Origin of the sequence: Levilactobacillus zymae (assembly GCF_032190635.1) — a bacterium.
Taxonomy (GTDB): Bacteria; Bacillota; Bacilli; order Lactobacillales; family Lactobacillaceae; genus Levilactobacillus; species Levilactobacillus zymae_A.
Map to the genome: position 1 here is coordinate 2,449,417 of NZ_JAVLAS010000001.1, position 12,198 is coordinate 2,461,614.

At 51.7% G+C, this 12,198-nt stretch carries 10 protein-coding genes; 1 reads left to right on the forward strand and 9 read right to left on the reverse strand.

Annotation, left to right across the window (positions count from 1 at the left end; all coding sequences use genetic code 11):
• Window positions 1-51: 51 nt before the first annotated feature.
• The 8 genes from uxuA to RI501_RS11710 all read right to left on the reverse strand — a co-directional run bounded on the left by uxuA (window position 52) and on the right by RI501_RS11710 (window position 10,452).
• Window positions 52-1,134, reverse strand: a complete 1,083-nt coding sequence (gene uxuA / locus RI501_RS11675; RefSeq protein ID WP_313822793.1) for a mannonate dehydratase — start codon at window positions 1,132-1,134, stop codon at window positions 52-54.
• Window positions 1,135-1,174: 40 nt separating this feature from the next.
• Window positions 1,175-1,828 carry a bifunctional 2-keto-4-hydroxyglutarate aldolase/2-keto-3-deoxy-6-phosphogluconate aldolase gene (locus RI501_RS11680; RefSeq protein WP_313822795.1) on the reverse strand — a complete coding sequence of 218 codons (654 nt, stop codon included), beginning with the start codon at window positions 1,826-1,828 and terminating at the stop codon, window positions 1,175-1,177.
• 16 nt (window positions 1,829-1,844) lie between these two features.
• Entirely contained in the window at window positions 1,845-2,807 is a 963-nt protein-coding gene (locus RI501_RS11685; RefSeq protein WP_313822797.1) for a sugar kinase, read from the reverse strand.
• Between the two features lie 34 nt (window positions 2,808-2,841).
• Window positions 2,842-4,311, reverse strand: a complete 1,470-nt coding sequence (locus RI501_RS11690; RefSeq protein ID WP_313822798.1) for a GH39 family glycosyl hydrolase — start codon at window positions 4,309-4,311, stop codon at window positions 2,842-2,844.
• 24 nt (window positions 4,312-4,335) lie between these two features.
• Window positions 4,336-6,213 carry a sialate O-acetylesterase gene (locus tag RI501_RS11695; RefSeq protein WP_313822800.1) on the reverse strand — a complete coding sequence of 626 codons (1,878 nt, stop codon included), beginning with the start codon at window positions 6,211-6,213 and terminating at the stop codon, window positions 4,336-4,338.
• A 139-nt stretch (window positions 6,214-6,352) separates the two neighbouring features.
• A complete protein-coding gene (locus RI501_RS11700) occupies window positions 6,353-7,921 on the reverse strand; it encodes an MFS transporter (RefSeq protein WP_313822802.1) in 1,569 nt (522 codons plus the stop codon).
• A gap of 45 nt (window positions 7,922-7,966) precedes the next feature.
• On the reverse strand, window positions 7,967-10,006 hold the full coding sequence (locus RI501_RS11705; protein WP_313822804.1) for an alpha-glucuronidase: 2,040 nt from the start codon (window positions 10,004-10,006) through the stop codon (window positions 7,967-7,969).
• 170 nt (window positions 10,007-10,176) lie between these two features.
• Window positions 10,177-10,452 (reverse strand): helix-turn-helix domain-containing protein, encoded by a 276-nt coding sequence (locus RI501_RS11710; RefSeq protein WP_313823238.1) that lies wholly within the window; start codon window positions 10,450-10,452, stop codon window positions 10,177-10,179.
• 51 nt (window positions 10,453-10,503) lie between these two features.
• On the opposite strand from RI501_RS11710, the gene RI501_RS11715 reads away from it, so the two are divergent.
• A complete protein-coding gene (locus RI501_RS11715) occupies window positions 10,504-11,433 on the forward strand; it encodes an IS30-like element ISLpl1 family transposase (protein WP_313819825.1) in 930 nt (309 codons plus the stop codon).
• A gap of 9 nt (window positions 11,434-11,442) precedes the next feature.
• On the opposite strand, the gene RI501_RS11720 is transcribed toward RI501_RS11715, so the two are convergent.
• Window positions 11,443-12,129, reverse strand: coding sequence for a cupin domain-containing protein (locus RI501_RS11720; protein WP_313822806.1), 687 nt, complete (start codon window positions 12,127-12,129; stop codon window positions 11,443-11,445).
• Between the last annotated feature and the right edge of the window lie 69 nt (window positions 12,130-12,198).

Here is a 12,198-nt window from a genome sequence, read left to right on the forward strand (position 1 = left end):
CCGATTATTCGCTAAACTCATCCACGTTACCCGCAACCTACCACTTGGGGCCTAGCGCCTTTGCGCCTTAGTCACGGCTTCCCACAAGCCATTCAGGTAGGCAATGCCCAACGCCCGATCGTACAGGCCGTACCCGGGACGCCCGTCTTCACCCCAGATGTTACGCCCGTGATCCGGACGAATGTACCCATCGAACCCACTGTCGGCTAAGGCCTGCATCACCTCGTACATATCTAACGAGCCCGCCGCAGAAAAATGGGAGGATTCGTGGAACTGCGTTTTGGCCGCATTCGTAAACTTAATATTGCGGGCATGGATAAACGGGGCCCGATCGCGACCCACGAATTCCCGGATGATGGCCGGCAAATCGTTCTCAGGGTTTTCGCCTAAACTCCCCGTACAAATCGTAAACCCATTATACTTCGAGTCATATAGGGCCGCAATCTGGGCCATGTCGTCGCGATTCTTGCAAATTCGTGGCAAACCAAACAGGTTAAACGGCGGATCATCCGGGTGCATCGCCATCCGGACATCGCACGCTTCACAGGTCGGCATAATCGCCTCTAGAAAGTATTGGAGGTTGGCCGTAAGCTTCTCGGCATCCACGTCGCGATACAGCCGAAAGAGGGCCTTAACGTGTTCTAAGCGTTCCGGTTCCCAGCCCGGCATCTGCAAACCCTTGAACCCCGTTGAAATCTTGGTCACCATTTCGTCCGGATCACTGACCAACTGCGATGGATCATACGCCATCACGTTCGACCCATCGGGCAGTTCGGCAGCCAAGTTGGTTCTAAGCCAATCAAAGACCGGCATAAAATTGTAGCAGATGACCTTGATGCCGTACTTCGCTAACGTCCGGATGGTCTGTTTATAATTTTCGATGTAACGATCCCGCGACGGTAACCCGATCTTAATGTCGTCGTGAATGTTCACCGATTCGATGACTTCCAGTTTTAACCCTGCGGCCGTCACGGCGGCTTTTAGCTGAGCTACCTCGGCTTCCGGCCAGGCCGCACCCACCGGAACATCATACAGGGCCCCCACCACCTGAGTCGTGCCCGGTATCTGCCGAATCTCCTGTAACGTAATTGGATCGTCCGCCGACCCAAACCAACGAAATCCCATATTCTTCATCTAAACTAACCCTCTTCATCACTGATTTTTTCCAACGGGATCAGACCAACATTCCCCCGCGAATTCTTTGATACTCGTCGACGTACGCCTTCGCGTTACGCGTGACCCCCGCAAAGTCGTCCTGGTCGGCCGGGGCCGTCAAACCACCACCGGCACCCACCACGATGGCGCCCGCATCGAACCAACTCTGCATGTTAGCGGTGTTGACCCCACCCGACGGCATCACGTTTAGATACGGGAAGGGCCCCTGGTACTCCTTGATGGCGCCCACGCCAGCCATCTTTCCCGGAAAGAGCTTAACGACTTCCGACCCGTACTTTAAGGCCGTCTGAGCTTCCGTCGGGGTGTACACTCCTGGCACGTAAGGAACCTGATACAGGTTACACATCAGGGCCACTTCCCGGTCAAAAACGGGACTGACAATGAACTTGGCCCCCGCGATAATGGCTAATCGGGCGGAGGTCGGGTCCAGCACCGTGCCCGCCCCCACCACCACATCGGTATGCGCATACCGCTCGGTGAGTTCACCGATCACACTATCGGCGTTAGGCACGCTATAGGTCAGTTCGACCCCCGTGATTCCGCCCTTAATCACGGCGTCGGCTACCTGAACGGCCTTCTCCGCCGTTGCCGCACGTACCACGGCAATCACACCCGTGTTGATCATCTGGGTTAAGAGTTGCATTCTCTTCATGTTAACGTCCTCCTTATCAGGCCTGTTGTAACTGTTGGTGATAAAACTGGTTGAGTGCTGCGCGGGTCGGGTAACCATCGTTATCCCCCGGGGTGGTGACGGCCAATGCTCCGATCGCACACCCCCGTTGGGTCGCGGCGGCCAGATCCAGGCCTTCCAGTAATCCCGAGATTAATCCCACGGCAAACCCGTCGCCGGCCCCCACGGTATCCACTACCCGGGGCACCCGAAAGCCCGCCACGTACTTCTGCAGCCCGTCTCGGGTCTTGATAAAGGCCCCCTTAGCGCCGAGTTTGACGATCACGGTCTGCGTCACGGCGCTACGTTTCAGGTAGAAGTCCGCAATCACTTCCGGACTCCGCGAGCCCACTAGGACCTCGCCTTCATTGACGCCCGGTAAAATGAGGTTGGCGTGCCGTGCCAAGTCGTTCGTTACGGCCACCATCTCGTCACGACTAGGCCATAACGTCGGCCGTAGGTTCGGGTCAAACGTCGTCATGACTTGCTCGTCATTTAAACGCTTACAAAAACGACTAAGCAAGCGGGCATTGCCCGTTGACAAGGCGGCAAAGATCCCCGAGATGTGGGCCAGTTTCACCCGCCGAAGATCAACTTGTGCCAAACTTGCCGCGGCAAAGTTCGCCGCCGCTGAATTCTTACGGTAGTAATAAACGCCCGGGTCCCCTTGGCTAACGGCTTGCTTTAGATAAAAGCCCGTCTTGTGCTGCCGGTCGCGATTCAGATACCGCGTCCCAATGCCCAGCCGGGTGATTTCCTCCGTAATGTACTGCCCAAAGGGATCTTCGCCCACCGCCGAAATGTATTCCGTCTGATGTCCCAGCCGGGAAACCCCAACGGCCACGTTCAGCTCTGCTCCCGCCAAGTAGCGCTGATAATGCTGCACGTTTTTGAGCGCCGTATCAACGTCCTGGGCCGCGAGCACGGCCATGGGTTCCCCAATAGTTAAGAGTTCCGTCATCTGCTACACCTTCCTTAAAAATCAAAAGTCGTCGTCAAATTTTGCGATAGTCATAGCCCCGGTCATGTGCTTGCGCCTGCTGACCGATTTCGAAATAGGTCACCGCGTTGGGCGCAACGTGCAGCTCGACCGTCCGTTGATCGGACAAGGTCGTCGTCACCGTTTCCGGCACCGCCGCGTCGCGTAAAAGTTCGATCTGGCGTTCGTCGAGACTCTGCGGTTCACCCAGGACGTGCCAGGTCTTTAACGGGTTGGCATGATCGTCGTCGAGTCGTTGTTGCAGCAAATAGCATTGACCGGTTAAGGTCTCTGGTAATTGCAGCGTCATCGCGCGATCCGTATCGCCGTAGTTAAAGGCCACCCCGTGCAGGGTGCCACGGGCATCTTGGGTAATCACGCAATGGTCCGTGTTTACCAGGCAGTCACCGACCAACTGCTTGAAGAACTTAAACGTCCAAAAGGTCGGTTTAGGAATATTGTGGAAGGCCACCAGCCCAAAGCCCCCGTGAAATTCCTGAAACGGAATCCCCTTTTCCTCGAATACGTCCCCGAACGTCCAGTAAGAGTAGAGTTGTGACGTCGCCCCCAGTCGCGCCAGTAAAGCGGCCACGTAAGCCGCATTCTTGACCGTATCGTGTAACGGTGCATCCGGGCTATACGACGAGCTAAATTCGGAGATGTACATGGGGAGCCCGTGATACCGCGACGACTGATCAATAATCCGGCGAGACACTTCTAGTTCATGGAAGCTTTCGTCTAATTGCCGCAATGACGGGTACCGGTAGTGGCCCTCGACGGGAACCGGATTCACCGTATAGAAGTGCCGGGTAAAGAAGTCCACCGGTAACGCTTCTCGTTCGCAGAAGGTCACAAACTCCCGCAGCCAGCGCTCGTCATCAACCCCACAGATGGCCGGTCCGCCCACCCGAAACCGGGGATCAATTTGCTTAATCGCTTGAATGGTCAGCTTGAAGAGCTCAAAGTATTTCGCCATATCGGTATCCTGCCAAAAGTTCGTCAGGTTCGGTTCGTTCCACACCTCGATGGGCCAACTCAGGACTTGTTGGCCGTAGCGGTCCAACAAGTGGCGCAGCGTGGCTTGGACCAACGCCACCCACCGTTGCGGATCCTTCGGTGGCGTGACGTTGGCCTGCCAATAAAACGTGGTCTGATCGCCCGAAGCCAACTGTTTGGGCATAAACCCTAACTCTAGAAAGGGACTGATGCCTTGCCGCTGGTAACCGTCCATGATCCGATCTAGGTACGTAAAGTTATACTCAACCTGGGTCTGACCGTGGTCATCCTGGTACTCATGGTAAATCCCGACGTCGTCCGCAAAGAGACCGTGCCCCCGAATGTACTTGAACTGCAACTGCCGCTGCACAAACGCTAATTCCTGTTGATACTCTTGGTGCAACGCTAACCCCAACCGTCCCGTGCCAATGCACTGAAACGCCTGGTTGTTAAACGTTGCTTGGCTGGTCTTTAAATCAATGGTTTCCATAATTTCACTCCCTGACGGTCACGCCTACAAATTCGTCAAAATACTCTCTTGGTAAAAGTGATTCTCAACCTCTAAGACAAAGGGGGAGGCCGGCTGATCCGCATCGTTTCTCAGGAACGTGACTGGCGCGTTGGCGTACGCGTAGCGAATCTGGCTCCCCGGCACAACGTTCAAGCCCTCCGGTAAGCGGACGGCCACGGTGTTCCCAATCACCTGAAAGTCTGGCAGCGTGATCAGCTGACCGTTCTGGCATAACTCGAACTTCCCGGGTGATGCGACCAACTGATGGCCAAACGTTTCAAATTGAAGCCGAATCTGATGATTATCTAGTGCTGCCGCCGTAGCTAACGGCCCGTTAGAATACCCGTTGGGATACTGTGCTAGCATCTGGTCCGCGTCAAACAACTGTTGGGCCACGCCCGCCTTATTCAGGGGGTGCAGGTCGTTATCTTCGCCTAACCCTAAGGCCACCACCATGGCGGTGTGGTCCAGGGCCAATCCCGCCTTCTGTGCTAGGCGGACCTTGCTCCAGACGTGGTTAGGTTCGATGGCACAGTTCGGCAACTGCACGTACAGGAACGGTAACGCCGGGTTGCGGAACAGTCGTCGCCATTCTTGAATTAAGTGGACGAAGACGCGCCCGTAATTTGTGGGCCGTGCCGCATCGCTTTCACCCTGATACCACAGAATTCCTTTGAGGTTCAAGCGGCGTAACGGATAAATCATGCCGTTAAACAGCCCCACGGGTTGATACTGGGGGAAAACACTTTCACGCTTAGGGGGTAACCAGCACCCGCGCTTAACTAACCACGCCCCCTGGGCATCCAAGTCAACCGTTTGTTGCTCCCCAATCAAGACGTGTTGCTTCCCAAAACGTGGGCCCCCCGGTGCGTTAAAGACGTGTAAGCGAATTGTCAGCGTCAGCTCCGCCGGCAAGCGATCCACCCGGTAGTTGCGTGGCGGGTATTGGTACCCGGTCTCCCCAATCTTTTGACCGTTCAGATAGGTTTCATCCGCGTCCACGAAGGTCCCTAGCCTGAACTCGGCGGGCTGGCCCACCATGGCAGCTGGCGTCTGAAGGTGTTTACGAATCCAGATGACCCCCGGTTGGCGGTAGTCTTCTGGCCAGGTTTCCCCGTCTAAGGCTAGTTTGGTCCACTGCGTATCGTCCGTTTCGACCCGTTGCCAGTGGCCCAACACCCCTTGGTCGGACTGGGCACACAGCTTTTCATAGCTCTGCTGATAACGATTGTTGTCCGCCACGTAGTCGTCTAGGAACTGCTGGTCCGCCAGCTTTTCAAAGTCCAACGGCAGTTCGCCGATGGCCGCCAGCGTGGGTTGACTCACCCACGACCGGACGGGGGTGCCCCCGATGGCCGTCGAGATCAACCCAATCGGCACGTGGGTTTCTCGCCGTTGCAGTTGGGCATAGAAGTACCCAATCCCCGATAACATCTCGATGTTCTTGCCGACCGCGGTTTGCCATTCCCCCGCCGCTAGGTCGTCGTCGGCTTGCTTAAAGTCATACCGTTGCGGAACCATAAAGAAGTGAATGTTGGCGTCCTTAGCCCGGTCAACCTCATGGGGATAACGGGCCGCTAAGCGTTGTAACCACAACTGCATGTTAGACTGGCCCGCTAATAACCAAACATCCCCGAATAAGACGTCCCGACTCACCGCGCGTTCGGTCCCACTGGTCACCTCAAAGGTCACCGGGTCCCCCGCCGCGTGCGGCGCTAATTCGAACTGGAAGTACCCGTTAGTTCCCGCGGTAGTTTCCAGGTGGTGCTGCTCATAAGTCAACGTGACGCGGCTCTGGGCAGCCGCCATCCCCCAAAAGGTGGTGCTGACGTCGCGTTGAAGAATCGCGTGACTGCGTAAGACGTACGGAATAAATATCATAATTAACGCGCTCCGTTCTCTACTTTTAACTAAAGAAGGCAAAGACAGTGACTAGTTCCACACCATCCTTGCCTCAATATTCATTACTACTATTTACTTAATCATCCAGCAGACTGGTTACTGCCTAGAGCGACACCCATTAATTACCTTCAACTGCTGGCTTAACCGTTTCGGTTTCGTTCGCAATTGGCCATAATTTATCATAGGTTACCCCGGTCAACGACTCAACAATCTTCTTGGTATCTGGTGTAACGTCGGCCTTCTTGCCCCCAGCCTTCAAGCGGTTAATTTCATCCACTAAGACCGTGTGAGTGTGAACGTCGAGCTTAAACGTAAAGGCAAAGAAGATGGCAACCAACGTCAGGATCCCCGTCCCGAAGATGACGGTGAACACAATGGCTTGAATGGCCTGTGGCGATTGCGTGGTAGCGCCCGTCTTAAAGCCGTTCATGGTCAAGATCCAACCTAAGAAGACCGCAGCGATCCCAGAGGTCACCTTCCGGATAAAGTTCATCATTGCGGCAAATTCACCTTCACGCCGCTTCCCGGTGATGATTTCATCGACATCGGGAATAAATGGAAAGACGTTCCAAGGAATGGAGTAAGCACCACCCTTAAAGAAGAGGTAGATCGTCGAAACGACGGCCAAGATGGCAATTAGCATTCCTTGTGACATGTGCATCAGGAACAAGACGTAGTAAGCACCCAACGATACAATGACTAAGGAGAAGTAAAGCATGTAACAACGACGAGCCCCTAAACGCGTGAATAACCAATAGTTAACTGGCGTTAATGGTAACCCGATAATCCCTAAGGACAGTAACCAAGAAGCCGTCGACGTGGACAGACCGTAACCGAAGACCACGAAGTAAACGAAGGCACCGGAGAATAAGTCTTGGGCGGTTACCCCTAATAAGTACAGGTACATGTGTTGCCGGAACGCCTTAACGCGCAACGTGGAGAAGTAGGAAACTAGCGCACTCCAGAGGAACTTAAGCAGGTTTTGGTGTTCATTAATTTCTGCTTCCGTCATCCCTGCCTTGATCACGTCAACTGGACGTTCCCAAGTGAACTTGTAAGTAATCATGACCGCAACACTGAAGATCACGGCGAAGATAATCCCAATTACAGTATAAGCGTAAGCGTTGTGATCACCCATCAGGCTAATCACAATCCCCCCGACTAACGTGACGATCGACGTAATACTACCGGAGAAGAACATCCGCGTCGTGGACATCTTGGACCGCGAGTTGTAATCCGTGGTCATTTCAGAAGGTAAGGTTTCGTACGGAATCATGACCATCGTGACCACGATTTCAACCAAGCAGTACATCACTAAGTAGTACAGGTAACCGACCCCAGGGATCCAGAGTAGGCTGTAGACAATCAGCACTAACGGTGATCCAATGAGGAGGAAGAAGTGCCGCCGGCCGTACTTACGACCGAGCTTAGTCCGCCAGAAGCTATCAGAAAGCTTCCCCATGACAATTGACGTTACTGAGTCGACTAACTTCGCCAACCCAATAATACTCCCGGCTTCCAGTGGATTTAAATTACAGAAAGTCGTAAAGAAGAACATCAGGTAGGCACCGACTAACGCACCGTAGCCCCCACCCATTAAATCAGTAATCCCAAAGGCAATACTGTGCCACATGCCAACTGGTTTTTTCGTGGCTTCAATCTGCTCTTTTGTTAACGTTTTATTCATAAGTTCTCACTCCATTATTTTAATGGTCTCAACTTGATTGAAAAACTAACGGTAAATTTGTCGGCCCTGTTCGTCCGCAATCCCGGACATCCGGTAGAAGTACGTGTTGACCTGGTCCCGCCATTCCAAAGCGTTTTCATTCTGCCGTTCCAAACAATTCTGGACTTCTTGGAAGAGGTCCGCCGGTAAATCCGCCTGCAACGTGGCCCAATCATCCATGTACTTGGTCGTCATGTCGAACCCGTCAAAGTGGGTATCGTAGATGGTTTGAATCAACGTTTTATGGTTAGGCAACACCTGATCATACCGAATATGGTGGAAGAATAATGCCAATTCGACGGGCGTCGTGGCTAACTCTTCGAACATCGCCGCCACTTGGGGCGCGTACATGGCCGTAAAGCCAGTCCCCGTCTTCTGCGTCCGGTCAACCCCGACCCCATTACGGTCCGCAAAGTGGTAGGTGCCCCACTTATCGTATTCATAACCGTTGACGGAAACACCATAATGGTAATGCGGAACGACCATGAAGCCCACGCCCAACGGTGCCGTGTAGTTCCGGTAGGTCTGATTCGAGCTGCTCAAGATGTCGAAAATCTTGCGGCGCGTTTGGGCCTTGGCCACCCCGAAGGTCAACTGTAGCCATTCGTTCAAGATGTCATCCGGTTGGAGCCGATTCCCCCAGCAGAGCCGCCCGTAACCGTACAGGTTGGCTAAGGCTAACGGGTTCCCCGTCCAAAACGGGGTCATCCCAACGTTTCCAACCGCCGCAAACCCGCTGTTTTGGGGTTTAATGGAACCGGCCTTGATGACTTCACCGGCCCGAGAATCCGCAAAGTTCGCGTGTTGCGTCTCGAAGTTAATCATGTGAGACCATTGTGGCACCGCATAGTTGACGTCGATCTGATGGCCCAGGTACTCCGCGGCTAATTCAAATTCCATCATCTGGTTCGTGTGTTGCAACTTCCCAAATAGGGGCTGCAGTGGCTCGGCCGTCTGAAAATCGATGGGGCCAAACTTGATCTGTAAGATCACGTTATCGGCAAACTGACCATCTAGGCCTTCAAAGTTCTCATATGCGGCCTTGGCCCGGTCAGTCGACCGATCCCGCCAGTCTTGGTGAGAGTTGTACACAAACGCGCGCCAGATAATCAATCCGTGATGGGGTGCAATGGCCTGTGCCAACATGTTGGCACCTTCCGCGTGGGTCCGACCATACTGATACGGTCCCGGTTCCCCTTCACTGTCGGCCTTCACCACAAACCCACCAAAATCGGGGATAACCTGGTAAATGCCATCGCAGATCTGCTGCCAAAAGGCTTCGACTTTAGTATCCAGTGGATCCGATGTTGCTAAGTGCCCAATGTGAATTGGTGATTCCCAATTAATTGCTAAGTAAATCTGGATACCGAAGCCGCGGAAAATATCGGCAATTTCCTTGACCCCGTCAAGATACGGTTCCGTAATCAGGTTCGTGCCCTGGTCCCGCACGTTCACGTTATTCAGGGAAATGGCGTTAATGCCAACCGACGCGAGCAGCCGTGCGTAGCGCACCATCCGGTTACGATCGTGCCGGAACGGATCACCCTTTACCGGTAAGACCGCGAAGTCACCCTTGTCCGGATTGCTCAAATGGTCGGGGGCCCCGAAGAAGATGGAGGCGCCCGCATATCCCCGTTCGATGCTGCCGTCGATTTGATCCCAGTGATCGATCATCCGAAGGGCTTGATCCGGGGCGGACGCTAAGGTCACCTGCTTGGTGCCCGTTAACCGTTGGCGAATCAAGGCGTAGAAGCCGTAAATCAATCCGGCTGGTCCCTGCGCCGTAATCGTGGTTTGACCGGCAGCCTGGACAATCTGGAACGCCTCGGTGGTGGCAAAGTTATCCGGGGCGAGTGCAAATACGATCGTGGCTTGGTGGTCATCCGCCAAAACCGGCCGGTGGAGCCATTCCGTAATTTCCTCGCGCAGTCTTAAGGTCACCGCATCCCCGGGTTTTAAATCCATTTGCTTAAAAGCAAAAGTTTCATCACTGAATTCCTGCCGAATAGCGGTTTGATTTAACCATGCTTCGTACAAAAGTATCATCTCCCAAATTAATGATATTGGTTTGTTCTAACAACCAACCAATACTTTCAAAAATTAAGATTAACGTTTCGCTGAAAAGGTTTACGTTAATCACTAAGGCTAGTGTAATCGCTTACAAGTGAAAAAGCCATATTCAGAAGTGACGCCTTTTTGTCAAATCCTGAACCGGATCATTCAAAATACCCGCTCCCTCTAACCGTAGTCACACTACGTTTATGTAAGACTTGTTGCTGATATTTACTGGGTGAAATGCCCGACCATTTTTTAAATTGTTTGCTGAAACTAGACATGCTAGTGGCCCCGACCATCCGGGAAACTCGCTCAATACTGTACTCCGGTGACCCCAATAAAACTTTGGCCTTACTATATTTACGATCTTCCAGATAATGTAATGGTGTGGTAGATTGTAAAATTAATCCGAACGCTGTTCGGACAAAAAAGATCAGCTTCCTTTAAAATGGTGTTTACCACAAACCCATCTTTTAGGAGCTGATCTTTTGTCTAGTATAACCTATTCCGAACGAATTAAAATCGAAACCTTTTGTGAACTAGGGCTGTCCAATATCCAAATGGGCGTTCGGCTGAACCGATCACCGTCAACAATTTCTTATGAATTATCTCGATGTCAACCTTATCAGGCTGAATTAGCACAAACAGATGCCGAATACAAGCGATCACGATGTGGTCGGAAAACTAAGCTGAGCGATGAGTTAAAGCAAAAAATTCTCAACCATTTACGTCTAAGCTGGTCACCAGGAATGATTGCTCACGAATTTAAACTAGCTACTAAATCTATTTATAATTGGCTAAATCAGGGGAGAATTGATTTCTCCTTGAATGATCTACCTGAACATGGCGTACGCCAACGGCGTAACGTTGACCAACGATCCAAATATAATCAATCTTTGGGGCGATCAATTGAACAGCGTCCCATGATGATTAATCAACGTAATCGCATCGGCGATTTTGAACTAGATACAGTCGTTGGTCCTCGTGGGCATAGTAAGGCAGTTTTATTAACTTTAATCGATCGAAAATCACGGTTCCTTTGGGCATACCGGTTAAAAGATCGAACGACAGCGAGTGTTAATGAAGCACTGACTAAGTTCCTAACAACTTTTAATGGACCGGTGCACAGTTTTACTGTGGACCGTGGTACTGAGTTTAGTGGGCTAGTATCATTTGAATCACAATATGGTATTAAGACCTATTACTGTCATGCTTATACGCCAGCTGAACGTGGTAGTAATGAACGCTTTAATCGGAATTTACGTTATTTTTATCCTAAGGGGACTCGTTTTGAGCACATTAGTGCTCAAGATTTAACGACGACGTTACTCCAAATTAACCAGCGACCGCTTAAAATACTCGACTGGCAAACACCGTATCAGGTTATGCTGACCAATTTGTCCAAAAATTCGGATTAAATTTGCAATCTACCGTGTGATGCCATAGACCCGCTTGAAGATCCGGTGGCCGTACCCCGCACTGATATTTAAGCGCTGACAATTGTCCTCGAAACTATCCATCTTAGGATGATCTAGCTTAATGTTATCCGCCATTAAGGTCGCTAACGACCGAGCTAATTGTGCTTCGCGGTCCGTATATTTGACGTCCACCTTTTTGAATTTCTTGATATTATGGACGATAACTAAGAGGAAGTTTAAAAAGATAATCTGAATCTTCAACCGTTGCTCTTCCTCCGACAAATCAGTGTTTTCGCTAATTTCAATCAGCTGCTTAGAAGTCTTAAAGGCGTTCTTCGCAAAGAAGCTGTCCGCTCTAAACACCGAATTAGCCAGGTTACTAATAATCTCCGATTTTAGATTTAAGTTCTCCATATCGAAGTGACAGGTAATGTAAGTCATGGGTTCGTTTTGACTCGCGTTGGCATTCACGTGCCAGGTTCCCGGCGAAATCACCAATACCTCACCGGGACCGTAAATCATCGGGGGCAAATTGCGGATCTGAGTCACCTGTTGTCCAGCGACCACACACATTAACTCGAATGACTGGTGTTGTTGCCCGAAGAATTTCCAACCGCCAGAAACTGTGCGCATGTGTCCGCCAAATAAGCGAATGCTCGATTCAAGATTCGGAATTGCCACGAAATCTTTGTCCATTTTGTTGACCTGCTTCCCATATTTTTTAATGTGGCAAATTCTATAATTAATCCGAACAGAAATTAAAAA

Bases quoted from the DNA above. Each gene is read 5' to 3' on its own strand.
- uxuA (WP_313822793.1), bottom strand. From the start codon at position 1,134: ATGAAGAATATGGGATTTCGTTGGTTTGGGTCGGCGGACGATCCAATT.
- RI501_RS11690 (WP_313822798.1), bottom strand. From the start codon at position 4,311: ATGGAAACCATTGATTTAAAGACCAGCCAAGCAACGTTTAACAACCAG.
- RI501_RS11720 (WP_313822806.1), bottom strand. From the start codon at position 12,129: ATGGACAAAGATTTCGTGGCAATTCCGAATCTTGAATCGAGCATTCGC.
- RI501_RS11695 (WP_313822800.1), bottom strand. From the start codon at position 6,213: ATGATATTTATTCCGTACGTCTTACGCAGTCACGCGATTCTTCAACGC.
- RI501_RS11705 (WP_313822804.1), bottom strand. From the start codon at position 10,006: ATGATACTTTTGTACGAAGCATGGTTAAATCAAACCGCTATTCGGCAG.
- RI501_RS11700 (WP_313822802.1), bottom strand. From the start codon at position 7,921: ATGAATAAAACGTTAACAAAAGAGCAGATTGAAGCCACGAAAAAACCA.
- RI501_RS11685 (WP_313822797.1), bottom strand. From the start codon at position 2,807: ATGACGGAACTCTTAACTATTGGGGAACCCATGGCCGTGCTCGCGGCC.
- RI501_RS11680 (WP_313822795.1), bottom strand. From the start codon at position 1,828: ATGAAGAGAATGCAACTCTTAACCCAGATGATCAACACGGGTGTGATT.